Below are 19,774 nucleotides of genomic sequence, written 5' to 3'. Positions count from 1 at the left end.
TCTCCACACTTCCATAAGCGACAAATAAAGCGGTTTATGCATACATTTATTTTACGTTGAATCCTACCAACGGTAATGAGCAAATGCTTTGTTAGCTTCTGCCATTTTATGAGTGTCTTCACGTTTCTTAACAGATGCACCAGCGTTGTTAGCTGCATCTAAGATTTCGTAAGCTAGACGCTCTTCCATAGTTTTTTCACCACGAAGACGAGCATAGTTTACTAACCAGCGAAGACCTAAAGTTGTACGGCGTTCTGGACGAACCTCAACTGGAACTTGGTAGTTAGCACCACCAACACGACGAGCGCGTACTTCAAGAACAGGCATGATGTTCTTAAGAGCTTGCTCGAATACTTCCATTGGTTCTTTATCTGAACGTTCACGAACGATATCGAAAGCGTTATAAAGAATTGTTTGAGATTTACCTTTTTTACCGTCAACCATCATTTTGTTGATAAGGCGTGTTACTAGCTTAGAATTGTACATTGGATCTGGTAACACGTCACGTTTCGCAACAGGTCCTTTACGAGGCATATTGAGTTCCTCCTTTCATTATAAGTTTATTATTTTTTAGCAGGTTTTGGTCGCTTAGTACCATATTTAGAACGTCCTTGCATACGTTTGTCAACACCAGCTGTATCAAGCGCTCCACGAACGATGTGGTAACGTACCCCTGGTAAATCCTTTACTCGACCACCGCGAATTAATACTACGCTATGCTCTTGTAAGTTATGACCGATACCTGGGATGTAAGCTGTAACTTCAATACCGTTTGTTAAACGTACACGAGCGTATTTACGTAACGCTGAGTTAGGTTTCTTTGGAGTCATTGTACCAACACGAGTACATACACCACGTTTTTGAGGTGCAGAGATATCAGTTGATTTTTTCTTTAAAGAGTTAAATCCTTTGTTTAACGCAGGTGATTTAGATTTCCATACTTTATCAGTACGACCATTTCTCACTAATTGGTTAATAGTAGGCATTTGATTATCCTCCCTTCGCATGTTTGTATGACCACATATCCAGGTGGTTCATTATTAGTTGAAAACAAAGTTTTTGCAAGGAAGAGCAAATGCTCTCTCCTCACAAAAACAGTTTTAACTTATTATTCCTATTGCTGAAGCTCCCACTTGAATCCCCGAAACTTTTCCAAGCTTACGAACTGATTCAACCTTTGTTATGGGTATGTTATGTTGCAAAGCAGTGCGAATGATAATATGGGTTAACCGCACATCAGCATCTTCTGCAATAACAACTTCTTTAACTATACCATTTTTGATTGCTTCCAATGTGCGTTTATGACCAACGACTACATTTTCAGCATTTGACACTTTTTGATAAGACATATAAATATCCTCCAAAGCATCGTTCAGGAGCAACCTTGATTATAGTAACATTTTGACTCATACAATGTCAACTAGGATTAGATGTTTTTATACAAAATTTACGACGGAAAATTTTACTGTTCCACATAAATCTCATCGTTTTCTACATTCATGTTATCTTGTGTTGTTTTTACAAGATCCACTTTGCGATAACGATTCATACCTGTTCCAGCAGGAACAAGTTTACCGATAATAACGTTCTCTTTCAATCCTAGAAGCTCATCACGTTTACCTTTAATTGCTGCATCAGTTAAGACACGAGTTGTTTCTTGGAATGATGCTGCAGATAAGAATGAATCAGTTTCAAGTGAAGCTTTTGTAATACCAAGTAGAACAGGTCTAGCTGTCGCTGGTTGTTTACCTTTCAGTAACACCTTCGCATTCGCATCAGTAAACTGATGGATATCTAGTAATGTTCCTGGTAATACGTCTGTTTCACCTGCATCACTTACACGAACTTTACGTAGCATTTGACGTACCATTACCTCTACGTGTTTGTCACCAATTTCTACCCCTTGCATACGGTATACTTTTTGAACTTCACGTAATAAGTATTCTTGAACTGCTGTAATGTCCGTTACTTTTAGTAATTCTTTCGGATCAATAGAACCTTCTGTTAACTCTTTACCGTGGCTAATTGGCTGTCCTGGAGTTACTTTCAGACGAGCACCGTAAGGAATAGCATACGTACGAGCTTCAACTTCACCCTGTACAACTACTTCTTGGCGATCTTTAACATCGTTGATCGCTGCGATAACACCGTCGATTTCACTGATAACTGCCTGACCTTTCGGATTACGAGCTTCGAAGATCTCTTGGATACGAGGTAAACCTTGAGTGATATCATCTCCGGCAACCCCACCTGTATGGAATGTACGCATCGTTAACTGTGTACCTGGCTCACCGATAGATTGAGCTGCGATAATACCTACCGCTTCTCCTACTTCTACGTCTGTACCAGTTGCTAAGTTACGACCGTAACACTTCTTACATACACCATGGCGAGTGTTACACGTAAACGCTGAACGAATATTTACAGTTTCAACACCCGAATTTTCAACGATATGAGCGATATCTTCAGTAATTAATTGGTTTTCACTAACTAATACTTCACCTGTTTCAGGATGTTTTACAGTTTTTCTTGCAAAACGTCCAACAAGACGATCATATAATGACTCAATTACTTCATTACCCTCTTTAATCGCACCAATTAATAGACCACGATCTGTTCCACAATCATCTTCACGGACAATTACATCTTGTGCAACGTCTACAAGACGACGTGTTAAGTAACCAGAATCGGCAGTTTTAAGTGCTGTATCGGCAAGACCTTTACGCGCACCATGCGTAGAGATGAAGTACTCAAGTACTGTTAAACCTTCACGGAAACTCGATTTGATTGGAAGTTCGATGATACGACCAGATGGATTGGCCATCAGACCACGCATACCAGCAAGCTGAGTAAAGTTAGATGCGTTACCACGGGCACCTGAGTCACTCATCATGAAGATTGGATTGCGTTTATTCAAGGATTTCATCAGTTTTCCTTGGATAACATCTTTTGCATTACTCCAAATAGAGATAACGCGATCGTAACGTTCTTCTTCCGTGATTAAACCGCGACGGAATTGTTTAATTACATTATCTACTTTTGCTTGTGCTTCGTGGAGAATTTCATCTTTTTCGCCTAATACAAGAATGTCAGATACCCCAACTGTAATACCAGCTTTTGTAGAGTACTTGAACCCTAAGTTTTTCATACGGTCAAGCATGCGAGACGTTTCTGTAATTTGGAAACGTTTGAACACTTCCGCAATGATGTTACCAAGGATCTTCTTGCTAAATGGCGCCACTTCTTCGCGACTAGCAATAATTTCTTTAATGTTCGCACCTTTTTCAACGAAATATTCCGCTGGTGTTTCTTTTTCAAGGTTTGAGTTTGTCGGTTCATTAATATAAGGGAACGACTCTGGTAAGATTTCGTTAAATATTAATTTACCAACTGTTGTTAATAGAAGCTTACCTTTTTGCTCTTCAGTAAACGTTACGTTATTTACTGAACTTGCAGCAACTGCAACACGTGTGTGCAGATGTACATATCCATTTTGATATGCAAGTATTGCTTCGTTTGCATCTTTGAAGACCATACCTTCACCGATTGCGCCTTCACGCTCAAGTGTTAAGTAGTAGTTACCTAATACCATATCCTGAGATGGAGTAACAACTGGTTTTCCGTCTTTTGGATTCAAGATGTTTTGTGCCGCTAACATAAGAATACGAGCTTCTGCTTGTGCCTCTGATGATAACGGAACGTGAACCGCCATTTGGTCACCGTCAAAGTCCGCGTTGTATGCAGTACATACAAGTGGGTGAAGACGAATTGCGCGACCTTCTACTAATGTAGGTTCAAACGCCTGGATACCAAGACGGTGAAGTGTTGGTGCGCGGTTTAGAAGTACTGGATGTTCTTTAATCACAGATTCTAAAACGTCCCAAACTTCAGGGTGTACACGCTCAATTTTACGTTTCGCACTCTTAATGTTGTGTGCTAACCCTTTTCCAACTAACTCTTTCATAACAAAAGGTTTGAACAGTTCAAGCGCCATTTCTTTCGGTAATCCACATTGGTACATCTTTAAGTTCGGTCCTACAACGATTACAGAACGGCCAGAGTAGTCAACACGTTTACCTAATAAGTTTTGACGGAAACGTCCTTGTTTACCTTTAAGCATGTGAGATAATGATTTTAATGGACGGTTACCCGGTCCAGTTACTGGACGGCCACGACGACCATTATCAATTAATGCATCTACAGCTTCTTGTAACATACGTTTTTCGTTTTGAACGATGATGCTTGGAGCACCTAGGTCCAATAGACGTTTTAAACGGTTGTTACGGTTAATTACACGACGATATAAGTCGTTTAAGTCAGAAGTAGCAAAACGTCCACCATCTAACTGTACCATTGGGCGTAGTTCTGGTGGGATAACTGGTAGAACATCTAAGATCATCCAAGATGGTTCATTTCCAGAGTTACGGAATGCTTCTAATACTTCTAGACGTTTAATAGCACGAGTACGGCGTTGTCCTTGTGCTGTTTTTAATTCTTCTTTTAAGAAGTCTACTTCTTTATCTAAATCAATGTCTTGTAGTAGCTTTTTAATCGCTTCTGCACCCATAGCAGCTTGGAATGTGCTACCATATCGATCACGATATGCACGGTATTCTTTTTCAGAAAGTAATTGCTTCTTATCAAGTGGTGTATCTCCACTTTCTGTTACAACATAAGAAGCGAAATAAATTACTTCTTCAAGCGCGCGAGGGGACATGTCTAAGACAAGTCCCATGCGGCTCGGGATACCTTTGAAATACCAAATATGAGATACAGGAGCAGCTAATTCAATATGACCCATACGTTCACGACGTACTTTTGCACGCGTTACTTCAACGCCACATCGATCACAAACTACACCTTTATAACGTACACGTTTGTATTTTCCGCAATGACATTCCCAGTCCTTTTGTGGTCCGAAAATACGCTCACAGAACAAGCCATCTTTTTCAGGCTTTAACGTACGATAGTTAATAGTTTCTGGTTTCTTAACTTCACCGTATGACCAAGAACGAATCTTGTCAGGTGAAGCAAGTCCAATCTTCATATATTCAAAGTTATTTACATCTATCAAGGGGCCTACCTCCCTTTTAGTCTACAGGTTATCCCAATTATTCCTTAGTTGTCTCAACTTCGACATTCAATTTATCTGCTGATTGATGATCATCGTCATCTTCTGTATCACGCATTTCAATTTCTGTATCGTCGCTAGACATCATTTTAACGTCCATACCTAAACTTTGCAGCTCTTTAATCAATACTTTGAATGATTCAGGAACGCCTGGTTCTGGAACATTTTCGCCTTTAACAATTGCTTCATAAGTCTTAACACGTCCAACAACATCATCAGACTTCACTGTTAAGATTTCTTGAAGAGTATAAGCAGCACCGTAAGCTTCAAGTGCCCAAACCTCCATCTCACCGAAACGCTGTCCACCGAACTGAGCTTTACCTCCAAGAGGTTGCTGCGTTACAAGTGAGTATGGTCCAGTAGAACGAGCATGAAGTTTATCGTCAACCATGTGCGCAAGTTTGATCATATACATGACACCAACAGATACGCGGTTATCGAATGGTTCACCAGTACGTCCGTCATACAGGATTGTTTTCGCGTCATTTGCCATACCAGCTTCTTCAATTGTGCCCCAAACATCTTCCTCACGAGCACCATCGAATACTGGTGTTGCAATGTGAATGCCCAGGTATCTTGCTGCCATACCAAGATGAAGCTCTAATACCTGACCGATATTCATACGAGATGGTACCCCTAATGGGTTTAACATGATATCGATTGGCGTACCGTCTGGTAAGTAAGGCATATCTTCTTCTGGTAAAATACGAGAAATAACACCTTTGTTACCGTGACGTCCGGCCATCTTGTCACCTTCAGAAATTTTACGTTTTTGAACGATATATGCACGTACAAGTTGATTCACGCCTGGTGGCAATTCATCGCCATCTTCACGGTTGAATACTTTTACGTCTAAGATAATACCGCCACCACCGTGTGGTACACGTAGTGATGTATCACGTACTTCACGCGCTTTTTCTCCAAAGATAGCATGTAATAGACGTTCTTCAGCTGTTAATTCTGTTACACCTTTAGGTGTTACTTTACCAACAAGTAAATCTCCATCTTTTACTTCAGCACCAACGCGAATGATACCGCGCTCGTCAAGGTTACGTAATGCGTCTTCCCCAACGTTTGGAATGTCACGTGTAATTTCTTCTGGTCCAAGCTTCGTATCACGAGCTTCTGATTCATATTCTTCAATATGAATAGAAGTGTACACATCATCTTTTACAAGGCGCTCACTCATGATGATCGCATCCTCGTAGTTATAACCGTCCCAAGTCATGAAGCCAACAAGCACGTTACGTCCAAGTGCTAGTTCACCTAATTCCATAGAAGGACCATCCGCAAGGATTTCACCTTTTACAACTTCATTTCCAACACTTACGATTGGACGTTGGTTGTAACAAGTTCCTTGGTTAGAACGAATGAATTTTTGCATTTTGTAGCGATCTAAGTCGCCTTTTACTGTTTGACCGTCAACTTCTACATAGCGACGTACCCAAACTTCACGTGCTTCTACGCGCTCAACAACACCAGGATGTTTACAGATTACTGCAGCACCTGAGTCTTTTGCTGATACGTACTCCATACCTGTACCTACAATCGGAGATTCCGGATTCATTAACGGAACCGCCTGACGTTGCATGTTCGCTCCCATAAGTGCGCGGTTAGAGTCATCGTTTTCTAAGAACGGAATACAAGCTGTCGCTGCCGACACTACTTGTTTTGGAGATACATCCATGTAGTCGATGCGTTCTCTATTTGTGACAATGTTTTCACCACGGAAACGAGCTACGATATCTTCACTTAGGAATTCACCTTCATCAGATAATTTCATATTCGCTTGGGCTACAACATAGTTATCTTCTTCATCTGCTGTTAAATAATCAACATGCCCTGTTACAAGACCAGTTTCTGGGTCAACACGACGATATGGTGTTTCAATGAAACCAAACTCATTTACTTTCGCGAACGAAGATAATGAGTTAATCAAACCGATGTTTGGTCCCTCTGGTGTTTCAATCGGACACATACGACCGTAGTGGGAGTAATGAACGTCACGTACTTCAAAGCCTGCGCGCTCACGCGTTAAACCACCAGGTCCTAATGCAGATAGTCTTCGTTTGTGAGTTAACTCTGCTAATGGATTTGTTTGGTCCATGAACTGAGATAACTGAGAACTTCCGAAGAACTCTTTAATAGATGCAATAACAGGACGAATATTAATTAGCGCCTGTGGTGTAATTGCATTTGTATCTTGGATCGACATTCTCTCACGAACAACACGTTCCATACGAGAAAGACCGATACGGAATTGATTTTGTAATAGTTCTCCAACAGAACGCAGACGACGGTTTCCTAAATGGTCAATATCATCTGTATCCCCTACTTTGTATAGTAGGTTGAAGAAGTAACTGATAGAAGCAAGGATATCACCTGGTGTGATGTGTTTCACATCACGAGTAATATTTGCATTACCAATTACATTAATTACACGTTCGCCTTCCGACTCAGGAGCATAAATCTTAATAGATTGCAGCTCAACATCGCCTTCTACCACTCCACCCATTGGTTTCGCTGTTTTGAATCCAATGTTTTTCTCTAAGTAAGGTAAAATGCGATCAAGTGTACGACGATCTAAGATTGTTCCTTCTGCCGCTAAAATTTCACCAGTTTCTGGATCCACTAATGTTTCAGCTAAACGTTGATTAAACAATCTGTTTTTAATGTGTAACTTCTTGTTGATCTTATAGCGACCTACATTTGCTAAATCGTAGCGCTTTGGATCGAAGAAACGAGACACAAGTAAGCTCTTAGCATTTTCTACTGTTGGTGGTTCACCAGGACGTAGACGCTCATAAATTTCAAGCAATGCTTTTTCTGTACTATCTGTGTTGTCTTTTTCTAATGTGTTGCTTAAGTATTCGTTATCACCTAAAAGCTCGGTGATTTCTTGATCAGAGCCAAACCCTAATGCGCGTAACAAAACAGTTACAGGAAGTTTACGCGTACGGTCAATACGCACATATACAACATCCTTAGCATCTGTCTCATACTCTAACCAAGCTCCGCGGTTTGGAATTACAGTAGCAGTAAAACCACGTTTTCCGTTTTTATCCACTTTGCCACTATAGTATACGCTTGGAGAGCGAACTAACTGGGAAACGATAACACGTTCTGCACCGTTAATTACGAATGTTCCAGTCTCTGTCATGAGTGGGAAATCTCCCATGAACACATCTTGTTCTTTTACTTCACCAGTTTCCTTGTTGATTAGACGCACTTTTACACGAAGTGGTGCTGCATACGTCACATCACGCTCTTTGCATTCGTCTACAGAGTATTTAGGTTCACCTAAGCTGTAGTCGATAAATTCAAGCGATAGATTTCCCGTAAAGTCTTCAATCGGAGAAATGTCTTGGAACATTTCTCGCAAACCCTCATCAAGAAACCACTGATAAGAAGAGGTTTGAATTTCGATAAGATTTGGTAACTCTAATACTTCACTAATACGGGCATAACTTCTTCGTTGGCGGTGGCGTCCGTATTGAACTAGTTGACCTGTCAACTGCTTCACCCCTCAAATCATGAGTATTATAAATGCACAAAAAAATTTGTGCAAAATCACAAATAAATACAACTACTGCTATTAGCGTAGTCTTTTTCTCTTAAAGATAAATACGTTGAGTCTTTCTACCTGCTCAAAAAAGAAAAATGGCTTCTATAAGAAAACCATCATTCTGTTTCATAATCTGCTGATTTTACTATCTTTTCCAAGAGAAACAAAAATATACATCTTTCTCAACGCAGAAAATCATATATTGGCATTGTATAATGTTAACATAGCCAAAAATAACCGTCAACGTTTTTTTGATTTTATGATATAATATCCTTTTTTCTTTTCTACAATCTCAACTTCAGAAAATACTTCTTCTAGTTTTTTCAGCGCAGATGGTGCACCTTGCTTCTTTTGAATAACAATCCAAAGTTCTCCACCTGGAACTAAATACTCCACAGCTTTTTCTAAAATCTCATGTACGATATCTTTACCCGCACGAATTGGAGGGTTAGATAGAATAGCAGCATACTCGCCATCTACATTTTCATAGACGCTACTTTGAAAAATACGTATATTCTCGATTCTGTTATTAGCGGCATTTTCTTTCGCAAGCCCAAGCGCCCTTTCATTCACATCCACCATGTGAACTTCACAACCTTGAAACTCTTTCGCTAACGACAAACCAATAGGACCGTATCCACAACCTACGTCTAATATATCACCTTTAATATCCGGCATTTGAAACGCTTCAATTAAAAGACGAGAACCAAAGTCCACCTCGTTTTTCGAAAACACCCCATGGTCAGATAAAAAAGTAAATTGAGATCCACGAAGTGGAAATTCCCATCGTTTACGATCACTTTTACTAGAAGGGTCGTTAGAAAAATAATGGTCTGCCATATGGCCACCTCTTTTCTTTACAGTTAAAAAAAAAGCTCGCATGAGAGCGAGCTTTTTTTAAAGCATCAAAAGTTAATTACTTAACTTCTACAGCAGCGCCAACTTCTTCAAGTTTAGCTTTCATTTCTTCAGCTTCCTCTTTAGAAACGCCTTCTTTGATTGCTTTTGGAGTGTTGTCAACTAATTCTTTAGCTTCTTTTAAGCCAAGACCAGTGATTTCACGTACAGCTTTGATAACTTTGATTTTTTGAGCGCCAGCACTTGCAAGTACTACGTCAAACTCAGTTTTTTCAGCAGCAGCTTCACCAGCGCCACCAGCTACAGCTACAGGAGCAGCAGCAGTTACGCCGAATTCTTCCTCGATAGCTTTTACTAAGTCGTTAAGTTCTAATACAGTCATAGATTTAACTGCTTCAATGATTTGTTCTTTAGTCATTGTAAATATCCTCCCTTAAATAGGTTTGTATTGTTTTATAGATAACAAGTAATTATCTTTTAAAAAATTAAGCGCCTTGCTCTTCCTTTTGTTCTGCAACTGCTTTAGTAGCAAGTGCAAGGTTACGGATTGGAGCTTGAAGAACGCTAAGAAGCATAGAAAGTAAGCCTTCACGTGATGGAAGAGTAGCGATTGCTTTAACCTCATCAAGTGTTACAAGTTTACCTTCGATTACGCCCGCTTTAATTTCTAAAGCTTCATGTTTTGTAGCGAAGTCGTTTAATACTTTCGCAGGAGCAACTACATCCTCGTTACTGAACGCGATTGCGTTTGGTCCTGTTAAGAATTCGTTTAACTCAGCCATTTCAGCAGATTCTGCAGCACGACGAGTTAGAGAGTTTTTGTAAACTTTGAACTCAACGCCAGCTTCACGTAATTGCTTACGTAATTCTGTTGCTTCAGAAACTGTTAAACCACGGTAGTCAACAACAATTGTAGATTTACTAGCACGAAGTTTGTCCGCGATTTCAGTTACAACTTGTTGTTTAGTTTCGATTACTTTGCTCATGTTATTACACCTCCTGTAGATTATATAGAAGATGTACCGAAAGTGCACTAAAAACCTCCATGCCCAACTTGTAGACATGGAGGCATATAGTCACAGAAAAAAATTCCGTTTCGTATATTAACACCTAGGTAGGAAATTAAGTCTATTGACACCTACTGTCTACGGTACACTATTTAAATTCACAACATAAATGATTATATTAAATCTTCTTTATGAAGTCAACTTCCAATTTTTACGCTAATGTAGAAACGTCTACGCGTACGCCAGGTCCCATTGTAGAAGCAACTGTTACATTCTTCATGTAAGTACCTTTTGCAGCAGATGGCTTAACTTTTAATAAAGTGTCAGCGATTGTTTTGAAGTTTTCTACTAATTTAGCATCTTCGAAAGATACTTTACCGATTGGAACATGGATGTTACCAGCTTTATCAACGCGGTATTCAACTTTACCAGCTTTGATTTCGTTAACAGCTTTAGTTACATCGAAAGTAACTGTTCCAGTTTTAGGGTTTGGCATTAAACCTTTAGGTCCTAATACGCGACCAAGTTTACCAACTTCACCCATCATGTCAGGAGTTGCTACTACTACATCGAAATCGAACCAACCTTGTTGGATTTTACCGATGTAATCAGTATCGCCTACGAAGTCAGCGCCAGCAGCTTCAGCTTCTTTAGCTTTTTCACCTTTAGCGAACACTAATACACGTTGTACTTTACCAGTACCGTGCGGAAGAACAACTGCACCACGGATTTGTTGGTCAGCTTTCTTAGGGTCAACACCTAAACGGAATGCAGCTTCTACAGTTGCATCAAATTTAGCTGTGTTTGTTTTCTTTACTAATTCTACTGCTTCTGTTGCAGAGTAAGCAGATGCACGATCAACAAGCTTTGCAGCTTCTACGTACTTTTTACCTCTTTTAGCCATTTTTATTTCCTCCTCGAATGTGGTTTTAGCGGAATAACCTCCCACGTTTACGCCTGTTTTCAGGTATAACCTGAGGATGAGCGCCATCCATTTATTTAAAAACAATAATCATTTACGATAATAAAGGTTGCGAATTGGAATTCCAGACCCGCAACCTTTTTTAAAAACAAATCGAATTAGTCTTCGATAACGATGCCCATACTGCGTGCAGTACCTTCAACCATACGCATTGCAGCTTCTACGCTAGCAGCGTTTAGGTCAGGCATTTTAGTTTCAGCGATTTCGCGTACTTTATCACGCTTAACAGTTGCCACTTTATTACGGTTTGGTTCACCAGAACCAGACTCAATACCAGCTACTTTCTTAAGAAGAACAGCAGCAGGAGGAGTTTTAGTAATGAAAGTGAATGAACGGTCCTCAAATACCGTAATTTCAACAGGGATGATAAGACCAGCTTGATCTGCTGTACGAGCGTTAAACTCTTTACAGAAGCCCATGATGTTAACACCTGCTTGTCCTAATGCTGGACCAACTGGTGGAGCTGGGTTAGCTTTACCTGCAGGAATTTGAAGCTTTACCATTTTAATTACCTTTTTAGCCACGAGACACACCTCCTTAAGTCCGTGATGTGGTCAATTGGACAGTGATTTGCCCTCCCACGTCATATTTTATCTGTAAGGATAAAATCTTTCAAAAAACGTCTCCGATAACGAAGACGTACTGACTTAAAAGATATTATCACTTTTTACAATTCATTTCAAGTTTCATTTTATAATTTTTCAATTTGATGGAAGTCAAGTTCAACTGGAGTCTCGCGACCAAACATGTCCACAAGGACGCTAACCTTTTTCTTCTCCACATCAATTTCTTCAATAGCACCTGTATAATCTGCGAATGGCCCCTCATTTACACGTACTGTCTCATGAAGTTCAAAGTCGAAATCAACCACTTCGTTGTCCATTCCCATATGTTTCATAATGGTAACAACTTCCTCTTCTAATAGAGGTGATGGTTTAGATCCAGAACCAGAAGAACCAACGAACCCAGTTACACCCGGCGTGTTACGTACAACATACCAAGAATCATCAGTCATGATTAATTCTACTAATACATAACCTGGGAACACTTTTCTTTTCATTAATTTTTCTTTTCCGTTTTTCATTTCTACTTCTACTTCTTCCGGGACAACAACACGGAAAATTTTATCTTGCATACCCATTGATTCTACACGCTTCTCTAGGTTTGCTTTTACTTTATTTTCATATCCAGAATAAGTATGGACAACATACCAACTTTTTTCCATTCATTTAGGACGAGCGTCCTTCCCTCCCTGACGTACATTTTTTTGCGCAAATGAAAAAACCCGTTCACCGGGCTTTTACACAGTTCTTATAAATAACATTATATCATGGATAAGTGCTTCTTATTCAAGAATTAACCAAGAATTAACCGAATTAAAGAAGAAATGCCCATATCAACTACTGCGAAGAAAATCGCAAAGAACACAACTGTAGCAACAACAGTCGCTGTTGAGCGGAGTAATTCATCTTTTTTAGGCCAACTTACTTTTTTCATTTCGCGACCTACATCGCCGAAAAAGTTCGTTAAACGCATCTGCGGGACCTCCAGTGTATTATTTCAATTATTTATTTTGTTTCCTTGTGAACTGTATGCTGATTGCATGTTTTACAAAACTTTTTTATTTCAAGTCGCTCTATTGAGCTCGTATCTTTCATAGTAGAGTAGTTTCGATTTTTACACTCTTCACATGAGAGTACAACTTTTTTCCTCATTAGTTACACCAACCTTGTAACATTATGTCCCTAAAAATGTATCATACAATAAAAGACAATGTCAATGACATGCATTTTGTACTGTCTACAAAAGAAAACAGGTGATTTATTTTACACCTGTTGCACTTGTTATTTGTTATGAATTTAAAGTTGTACTTTCTCGCATTTCCATATATCGTTCCAATTTCCTCTTCACCCGCTGTAAAGCGTTATCAATAGATTTCACATGTCTGTTTAACTGTTCTGAAATCTCTTGATAAGAACGCCCATCTAGATATAAAGAAAGTACTTTTCTTTCTAAATCGCTTAATAATTCTGATATTTTTGATTCTATGTCTGTATATTCTTCTTGGCTAATAATCATCTCTTCAGGATCAGTTACCTTCGCTTCAGAAATAACATCCAATAATGTTCGATCAGATTCCTCATCGTAAATCGGCTTATCTAAAGACACATACGAATTTAAGGGAATATGTTTTTGCCTTGTTGCCGTTTTAATAGCGGTAATAATTTGTCGAGTGATACACAGTTCAGCAAATGCTTTGAATGAAGACAGCTTGTCCTCTTTATAATCACGAATTGCTTTAAACAATCCTATCATACCTTCTTGAACAATATCTTCTCGATCGGCACCCACTAAAAAGTAAGATCTTGATTTCGCGCGAACAAAGTTCTTATATTTGTGAATTAAATATTCTAGAGCGTCAGTATTACCTTTTCGAACTAACTCAACGATTGCCTCATCCTCTAAATCACGAAATGTAACGTCGCCTACACTTACGAAGCCTGCTTCCACCTTGATCCCTCCGACCGCTATTTATTTAGCAATATTATACAGTAAAAAGACAAAGAGCGTCAATGCTTCAACGCTCTCCTCTTCTTAATTTTTCTAATTTTTCTGTAATATCTTTACTAAATATCTTTCGCATGGCGGGTTGCTGTTCTTTCGTGTCTTTTGTACGCCTTCTTACTTGTTGCTCCATTGCCTGTACTTCCAACTCTAATTCACGCGCAGATTTCCGAAGGGCACCTTGCGCAAATATAACCCATTGTTCCGTGTAATCAGAAGTCGCAACATATATTCGTGTATTTATATTTCTAAGCTCTATCGCAAGTTGCTCTATCTTTTCGTCTGCAGTTTGATTCTTTCGTGTGAATATTACTTCCACACGAGATTGTTTCATCTTTTTTTCAATACCATGTACTGTATAGGCATCAAAGACTATCATCACTTTTGTACCTGTATAACCTTGATAATCCGCCATCTTATCAATAAGTGCATCTCTTGATGATTGTAAATCTACATCCCGCAGTTTCTTCAAATCTCCCCAAGCTCCGATAATGTTGTAACCGTCAACGATTAAAATATCGTTCATCTTTTATTTACCAATTTCGTGACGTTTACGATATACCTCATACATTAACAAACTTGCGGCTACGGAAGCATTTAAGGATGTAACTTTACCAACCATCGGTAGAGTGATTAGGAAATCACACTTTTCACCAATAATACGACTCATACCTTTTCCTTCACTACCAATTACTAACCCAATTGGCATTTTACCATCTAAATTACGGTAATCCGTTTTCCCTTTGGCATCTGTACCAGCAATCCAAAGTCCACGTTCTTTTAATTCATCAATTGTACGGGATAAGTTCGTTACGCGCGCAACAGGAATGTATTCAATCGCTCCTGTTGATGCTTTCGCAACTGACGCTGTAAGCCCCACAGCCCTTCTCTTTGGAATAATAATTCCATGAGCTCCTGTCGCATCAGCAGTACGCATAATAGAACCTAGGTTATGGGGATCTTCAATCTCATCTAAAATTAAGAAGAATGGATCTTCATTACGTTTTTCTGCCACTTTGAATAACTCTTCTAACTCCGCATACTGATATGCAGCTACTTGAGCAATTACACCTTGATGATTACCCTCAACTAATTGATCTAACTTTTTCTTTGGTGCATGTTGTAAAATAACCTTATTTTCTTTCGCTAACGCTAGTACAATCTGTACTTGTCCTTTGGCAGCACCTTCTGCGATCCAAATTTTATTTATATCTCTCCCTGATCGTAACGCCTCAATTACAGGGTTACGTCCGATAATATATTCACTACTCATGATGATGTGCCCCCTTCCTTTTCTTCTAAAACTGCAATTGCCTTATATACAATTTCGTCTAATCTTTCACGGTTATTTAATAAATGATGATAACCAATTAGCGCTTCAAAGGCTGTACTATGTCGATATGTTTGTACATCCGTATTTTTTGGAACTGTACCTGAATTTGCATTACGTCCTCTTCTTAATACCGCCTCTTCTTCCTCTGTCAAAAACGCCGTCTCTAATAAATGATAAACAACTTTCGCCTGTGCTTTTGCTGAAACAAAGCTCGTCCCTAATCGATGTAATTGATTAGGGCGAACTTTCCCTTTTTGAAGTAGGTGATAGCGGATATATTGTTCATATACCGCATCACCCATGTATGCTAACGCTAAGCTGTTTAATTGCTTTGCATCAATCATTCTTATCCTCTTTTCCATCTTGTACCTTGAGCGGTATCTTCTAAAATAATATTACGGTCTTTTAAGTCATCGCGAATTTGATCTGATAATGCAAAATCACGATTTTTACGAGCTTCAATGCGTTTTTGAATAAGTGCCTCAATTTCTTCATCAAGCAACTCTTCTTGCGCTAATTCTAACCCTAAAATATCAAATAATGTTTCAAGTTGTTTTACGTATGCTTCAATTACCACTGTAGACGTATGTTCTTCCAGTAAATATTGATTCGCATGATTTGCCACATTATATAACTCAGTGATTGCATTAGCAGTGTTGAAGTCATCATTCATCGCTTCTTCAAATGCAGTCTGGAATTTTTCCAGTTCCGCTAACCATTTCTCATTATGGTCTGTTAAATCAGTACTACTCTCCATACGGTGTTTTAAGTTACCGTAAGCCGTCTTAATTCTTTCCAGTCCGTTATTTGTGCTTTGTAATAACTCTTCACTGAAATTAATTGGATGACGGTAATGTACCGATAGCATAAAGAATCTAATTAACTGCGGATTATATTGCTTAATGATATCGTGAACTAAAATAAAGTTCCCCAATGACTTAGACATCTTCTCATTATTAATATTAATATATCCATTGTGCATCCAGTAACGTGCAAATGTTTTTCCAGTTAACGCCTCAGACTGCGCAATTTCATTCTCATGATGAGGAAATGCTAAGTCTTGACCACCAGCATGAATATCGATTGTATCTCCTAAGTATTTACGTGCCATTGCCGAGCATTCAATATGCCAGCCTGGACGACCTTTCCCCCAAGGGCTTTCCCAGAAGATTTCTCCTTCTTTAGCATCTTTCCATAAAGCAAAATCAAGAGGGTCTTGTTTCTTTTCTCCTACTTCAATACGCGCACCGTGACGTAAGTCTGCGATTGGTTGATGCGATAATTTACCGTATCCTTCGAATTCCTTCGTTCTAAAGTACACATCACCTTCTGATTCATATGCATATCCTTTATTCACAAGTTCTTGAATAAATTCAATAATGATATCCATATTTTCCGTTACACGCGGATGAACTGTTGCGTGTTTGCAACCTAGTGCCGTTACATCCTCAAAGTACGCTTCAACGAAACGGTCAGCAATTGTCGGCACATCTTCACCTAATTCATTTGCTGCTTTAATTAATTTATCATCTACGTCAGTAAAGTTGGACACATACTGCACATCATACCCTTTATATTCTAAATAACGGCGTACCGTATCAAATACCATAGGTGGTCTTGCATTCCCAATGTGAATATAGTTATAAACTGTAGGTCCACACACATACATCTTTACCTTATTTTCTTCTAATGGAGTAAACTCTTCCTTTTGACGTGTTAACGTATTATAAATGTGAATAGTCATTTTTATCCTTCCTTTCTACCTTTACTTCAAGTTGTTTTTTCAATTTATCAAGTTCTACTTCCATGACCTTTAACTTATCAAAAATTGGGTCTGGAAGGTCAGAATGATTTAATTCTTGACCGATTTTTACTCCATTTTGAATAACGACTCGGCCAGGTATACCTACAACTGTAGAATGTGCAGGGACTTCTTTTAATACGACAGAACCTGCTCCAATTTTAGAATTCTCTCCAACTGTAATAGAACCTAGTACTTTAGCACCTGTTGCAATTAATACATTATCCTGAATTGTAGGGTGCCTCTTTCCCTTTTCTTTACCCGTACCACCTAATGTAACCCCTTGATAGATCGTTACATTATCACCAATTTCGCACGTTTCTCCAATTACAACCCCCATTCCATGGTCTATGAAAAAACGACGACCAATTGTTGCTCCTGGATGAATCTCAATGCCAGTAAAGAAACGACTAACTTGTGAGATCCAACGTGCAATAAAGAAGAAATTTTTTTTATAAAAAGCATGTGCAATTCGATGGGCCCAAACTGCATGTAATCCAGAGTAAGTCAAAATGACTTCGAAATAACTTCTTGCCGCTGGATCCTGTTCAAAAACGACTTCAATATCTTCCCGAAGCCTCTTAAACATCGACGTTCCCTCCCCTTTATGGGCTGCTTTTTCGAATGAACTAACTCCCTACTTATCTCCCTAAATCTTTATACACGTAGATAAAATTTATACTCATACCCAGTTTTACGGTATAAAAAAAGACGCCTCTGTCATATTGACAGAGACGCCTTATAAGCGCGGTTCCACTCTGTTTAGGCTAAAAAAGCCTCAAACTCATCTCTGATAACGGTGTACACCGCTTCTGCTTACTTTACGCCCTAAGACGTTTCGCAAAACAATTTACTGTTCAGCAGAAGACTCGAAGGGGCATTTCAAAAATCCGCTTATAAACCACTTCCAGCCTAAAGGTGGTTCTCTCTGTAAAAAGCCTGATTTTCTACTTCTCCTTCTCGTCGCTTTTCCTTATTAGGTTTTAAGTATACTTATTATATTTCTAAACCTAGAAAATGTTAACCAATTACTTTTTGAAGACGATTTAAAACTTTTTCTTTTCCAAGAAGTGCAATAGCATTCGGAAGCTCTGGACCATGTGTTTGACCAGTAGTTGCAACACGGATTGGCATAAATAAGTTTTTACCTTTATGACCTGTTTCCTTTTGAACTGCTTTAATAGCCGCCTTAATTGCTGTTGGTTCCATCGCTTCTAGTGCTTCTACTTGACCAGCAAATGCACGAAGTACTTCTGGTACTTGTTCACCTTTTAATACTTCTTGTCCTTCTTCTTCATAATCAACATGATCTTTGAAGAACATTTCAGAAAGCTCTACAATTTCAGCTCCAAAACTCATTTGTTCATGGTATAAAGCAATTACACCACGGATCCAATCTTGATCTTGTTCACTTAAAGTTTCTCCCACACGTCCAGCTTTCACTAAATGCGGTAAACTTAACTCTACAACCGTATCTAAATCTTGCTTTTTCATATACTGGTTGTTCATCCATTTTAGTTTTTGAGAATCAAATAATGCAGGTGATTTTGATAAACGAGCTGCATCAAACATTTTGATAAACTCATCTTTAGAGAAGATTTCTTCTTCACCTACTGGTGACCAACCTAATAGCGCAATAAAGTTAAAGATTGCTTCTGGAAGATATCCAAGCTCTTTATATTGCTCAATAAATTGAATAATAGATTCATCACGCTTGCTTAATTTTTTACGACTTTCATTTACAATTAAAGTCATATGACCGAATTGTGGGATATCCCAACCGAAAGCTTCATAAATCATCATTTGTTTTGGCGTGTTTGAAATATGATCATCACCACGAAGTACATGTGTAATCTCCATTAAGTGATCATCTACTGCTACCGCAAAGTTATAAGTTGGGATTCCATCTTTTTTCACGATAACAAAATCACCAAAATCATTTGAATGGAATGCAACTTCGTCTTTTACGATGTCTTTGAATGTGTAATCACGATTAGCTGGTACACGGAAACGAATACTCGGAATACGTCCCTCAGCTTCAAATTCTTTCATTTGTTCTTCAGTTAAATCACGGTGGTTACCTGCATAACGAGGTGTTTCACCACGAGAAATTTGTCCTTCACGCTCTGCTTCTAGCTCTTCTTCTGTCATATAACATTTGTAAGCTAAACCACGCTCTAATAAATCTAGATATAATTTTTTATAAATATCTAAACGCTCTGTTTGACGATATGGTCCAAATTCACCGCCAACATCAACACCTTCATCCCAGTCCATACCGAGCCATTTTAAGTATTTTAATTGGCTTTCTTCTCCACCAGCCACGTTACGTTTTACATCAGTATCTTCAATACGAATAATAAACTTGCCATCTAAATGACGAGCAAATAAATAATTAAATAATGCCGTACGCGCATTTCCGATATGTAAGTGTCCTGTTGGACTTGGCGCATAGCGCACTCTCACTTGCTTTTCCATAATTGGTACACCTTCCATTCTTAATGTCTACACATTCTATAATTGTACAACAAA

General features: G+C 38.8%; 20 protein-coding genes and 2 other annotated features. All 20 genes read right to left on the bottom strand.

The window, feature by feature from the left end; all coding sequences use genetic code 11:
- Positions 1 to 63: 63 nt before the first annotated feature.
- Entirely contained in the window at positions 64 to 534 is a 471-nt protein-coding gene (gene rpsG / locus ACO6VI_RS23760; protein WP_001137492.1) for a 30S ribosomal protein S7, read from the bottom strand.
- Positions 535 to 563: 29 nt separating this feature from the next.
- Positions 564 to 986 (bottom strand): 30S ribosomal protein S12, encoded by a 423-nt coding sequence (gene rpsL / locus ACO6VI_RS23755; RefSeq protein WP_001142341.1) that lies wholly within the window; start codon positions 984 to 986, stop codon positions 564 to 566.
- 114 nt (positions 987 to 1,100) lie between these two features.
- Positions 1,101 to 1,349 (bottom strand): 50S ribosomal protein L7ae-like protein, encoded by a 249-nt coding sequence (locus ACO6VI_RS23750; protein WP_000121831.1) that lies wholly within the window; start codon positions 1,347 to 1,349, stop codon positions 1,101 to 1,103.
- 113 nt (positions 1,350 to 1,462) lie between these two features.
- Complete coding sequence (gene rpoC, locus ACO6VI_RS23745; protein ID WP_000567943.1) at positions 1,463 to 5,074, bottom strand: DNA-directed RNA polymerase subunit beta'; 3,612 nt, start codon at positions 5,072 to 5,074, stop codon at positions 1,463 to 1,465.
- A 37-nt stretch (positions 5,075 to 5,111) separates the two neighbouring features.
- Complete coding sequence (gene rpoB, locus ACO6VI_RS23740; protein WP_000147553.1) at positions 5,112 to 8,645, bottom strand: DNA-directed RNA polymerase subunit beta; 3,534 nt, start codon at positions 8,643 to 8,645, stop codon at positions 5,112 to 5,114.
- Positions 8,646 to 8,936: 291 nt separating this feature from the next.
- On the bottom strand, positions 8,937 to 9,536 hold the full coding sequence (locus ACO6VI_RS23735; protein WP_000763269.1) for a class I SAM-dependent methyltransferase: 600 nt from the start codon (positions 9,534 to 9,536) through the stop codon (positions 8,937 to 8,939).
- Between the two features lie 76 nt (positions 9,537 to 9,612).
- A complete protein-coding gene (rplL, locus tag ACO6VI_RS23730) occupies positions 9,613 to 9,972 on the bottom strand; it encodes a 50S ribosomal protein L7/L12 (protein ID WP_000159737.1) in 360 nt (119 codons plus the stop codon).
- Positions 9,973 to 10,039: 67 nt separating this feature from the next.
- Positions 10,040 to 10,540, bottom strand: coding sequence for a 50S ribosomal protein L10 (rplJ, locus tag ACO6VI_RS23725; protein ID WP_000048718.1), 501 nt, complete (start codon positions 10,538 to 10,540; stop codon positions 10,040 to 10,042).
- A 39-nt stretch (positions 10,541 to 10,579) separates the two neighbouring features.
- Positions 10,580 to 10,723, bottom strand: a sequence feature (ribosomal protein L10 leader region).
- Positions 10,724 to 10,772: 49 nt separating this feature from the next.
- Positions 10,773 to 11,465: a 50S ribosomal protein L1 gene (rplA, locus tag ACO6VI_RS23720; RefSeq protein WP_002094239.1), complete on the bottom strand. Its 693-nt coding sequence runs from the start codon at positions 11,463 to 11,465 to the stop codon at positions 10,773 to 10,775.
- 176 nt (positions 11,466 to 11,641) lie between these two features.
- A complete protein-coding gene (gene rplK, locus ACO6VI_RS23715) occupies positions 11,642 to 12,067 on the bottom strand; it encodes a 50S ribosomal protein L11 (protein ID WP_001085872.1) in 426 nt (141 codons plus the stop codon).
- A 167-nt stretch (positions 12,068 to 12,234) separates the two neighbouring features.
- Positions 12,235 to 12,768 (bottom strand): transcription termination/antitermination protein NusG, encoded by a 534-nt coding sequence (gene nusG / locus ACO6VI_RS23710; RefSeq protein WP_000415794.1) that lies wholly within the window; start codon positions 12,766 to 12,768, stop codon positions 12,235 to 12,237.
- Between the two features lie 131 nt (positions 12,769 to 12,899).
- Complete coding sequence (gene secE / locus ACO6VI_RS23705) at positions 12,900 to 13,079, bottom strand: preprotein translocase subunit SecE (protein ID WP_001241323.1); 180 nt, start codon at positions 13,077 to 13,079, stop codon at positions 12,900 to 12,902.
- Between the two features lie 32 nt (positions 13,080 to 13,111).
- On the bottom strand, positions 13,112 to 13,258 hold the full coding sequence (gene rpmG, locus ACO6VI_RS23700) for a 50S ribosomal protein L33 (protein ID WP_014481927.1): 147 nt from the start codon (positions 13,256 to 13,258) through the stop codon (positions 13,112 to 13,114).
- A gap of 136 nt (positions 13,259 to 13,394) precedes the next feature.
- A complete protein-coding gene (locus tag ACO6VI_RS23695) occupies positions 13,395 to 14,054 on the bottom strand; it encodes an RNA polymerase sporulation sigma factor SigH (RefSeq protein ID WP_000387198.1) in 660 nt (219 codons plus the stop codon).
- A gap of 67 nt (positions 14,055 to 14,121) precedes the next feature.
- On the bottom strand, positions 14,122 to 14,634 hold the full coding sequence (locus tag ACO6VI_RS23690; protein ID WP_000997887.1) for an NYN domain-containing protein: 513 nt from the start codon (positions 14,632 to 14,634) through the stop codon (positions 14,122 to 14,124).
- Positions 14,635 to 14,637: 3 nt separating this feature from the next.
- A complete protein-coding gene (gene rlmB / locus ACO6VI_RS23685; RefSeq protein WP_000093765.1) occupies positions 14,638 to 15,381 on the bottom strand; it encodes a 23S rRNA (guanosine(2251)-2'-O)-methyltransferase RlmB in 744 nt (247 codons plus the stop codon).
- Positions 15,378 to 15,785, bottom strand: a complete 408-nt coding sequence (locus ACO6VI_RS23680) for a Mini-ribonuclease 3 (RefSeq protein ID WP_000564261.1) — start codon at positions 15,783 to 15,785, stop codon at positions 15,378 to 15,380. The genes rlmB and ACO6VI_RS23680 overlap by 4 nt, the downstream gene beginning before the upstream one ends.
- A 2-nt stretch (positions 15,786 to 15,787) precedes the next feature.
- Positions 15,788 to 17,185, bottom strand: coding sequence for a cysteine--tRNA ligase (gene cysS / locus ACO6VI_RS23675; RefSeq protein WP_000152273.1), 1,398 nt, complete (start codon positions 17,183 to 17,185; stop codon positions 15,788 to 15,790).
- A complete protein-coding gene (cysE, locus tag ACO6VI_RS23670) occupies positions 17,166 to 17,831 on the bottom strand; it encodes a serine O-acetyltransferase (RefSeq protein ID WP_000476500.1) in 666 nt (221 codons plus the stop codon). The genes cysS and cysE overlap by 20 nt, the downstream gene beginning before the upstream one ends.
- Before the next feature lie 138 nt (positions 17,832 to 17,969).
- Positions 17,970 to 18,215 (bottom strand) — a binding site (T-box leader).
- A 47-nt stretch (positions 18,216 to 18,262) separates the two neighbouring features.
- Positions 18,263 to 19,720, bottom strand: a complete 1,458-nt coding sequence (gltX, locus tag ACO6VI_RS23665; RefSeq protein ID WP_063546191.1) for a glutamate--tRNA ligase — start codon at positions 19,718 to 19,720, stop codon at positions 18,263 to 18,265.
- Between the last annotated feature and the right edge of the window lie 54 nt (positions 19,721 to 19,774).

The organism is Bacillus sp. PSXD-155 (genome assembly GCF_049310765.1).
Lineage (GTDB): Bacteria > Bacillota > Bacilli > Bacillales > Bacillaceae_G > Bacillus_A > Bacillus_A cereus.
Note: the sequence above shows the minus strand (reverse complement) of the source record. Positions and strands in the feature narration are given on the sequence as shown.

Bases quoted from the DNA above. Each gene is read 5' to 3' on its own strand.
- rplL (WP_000159737.1), bottom strand. From the start codon at position 9,972: ATGACTAAAGAACAAATCATTGAAGCAGTTAAATCTATGACTGTATTA.
- rpmG (WP_014481927.1), bottom strand. From the start codon at position 13,258: ATGAGGAAAAAAGTTGTACTCTCATGTGAAGAGTGTAAAAATCGAAAC.
- rpsL (WP_001142341.1), bottom strand. From the start codon at position 986: ATGCCTACTATTAACCAATTAGTGAGAAATGGTCGTACTGATAAAGTA.
- nusG (WP_000415794.1), bottom strand. From the start codon at position 12,768: ATGGAAAAAAGTTGGTATGTTGTCCATACTTATTCTGGATATGAAAAT.
- ACO6VI_RS23750 (WP_000121831.1), bottom strand. From the start codon at position 1,349: ATGTCTTATCAAAAAGTGTCAAATGCTGAAAATGTAGTCGTTGGTCAT.
- ACO6VI_RS23735 (WP_000763269.1), bottom strand. From the start codon at position 9,536: ATGGCAGACCATTATTTTTCTAACGACCCTTCTAGTAAAAGTGATCGT.
- rplA (WP_002094239.1), bottom strand. From the start codon at position 11,465: ATGGCTAAAAGAGGTAAAAAGTACGTAGAAGCTGCAAAGCTTGTTGAT.
- secE (WP_001241323.1), bottom strand. From the start codon at position 13,079: ATGCGTTTAACGAACTTTTTCGGCGATGTAGGTCGCGAAATGAAAAAA.
- ACO6VI_RS23690 (WP_000997887.1), bottom strand. From the start codon at position 14,634: ATGAACGATATTTTAATCGTTGACGGTTACAACATTATCGGAGCTTGG.
- cysS (WP_000152273.1), bottom strand. From the start codon at position 17,185: ATGACTATTCACATTTATAATACGTTAACACGTCAAAAGGAAGAGTTT.
- rplJ (WP_000048718.1), bottom strand. From the start codon at position 10,540: ATGAGCAAAGTAATCGAAACTAAACAACAAGTTGTAACTGAAATCGCG.
- ACO6VI_RS23680 (WP_000564261.1), bottom strand. From the start codon at position 15,785: ATGATTGATGCAAAGCAATTAAACAGCTTAGCGTTAGCATACATGGGT.
- rlmB (WP_000093765.1), bottom strand. From the start codon at position 15,381: ATGAGTAGTGAATATATTATCGGACGTAACCCTGTAATTGAGGCGTTA.
- cysE (WP_000476500.1), bottom strand. From the start codon at position 17,831: ATGTTTAAGAGGCTTCGGGAAGATATTGAAGTCGTTTTTGAACAGGAT.
- rpsG (WP_001137492.1), bottom strand. From the start codon at position 534: ATGCCTCGTAAAGGACCTGTTGCGAAACGTGACGTGTTACCAGATCCA.
- gltX (WP_063546191.1), bottom strand. From the start codon at position 19,720: ATGGAAAAGCAAGTGAGAGTGCGCTATGCGCCAAGTCCAACAGGACAC.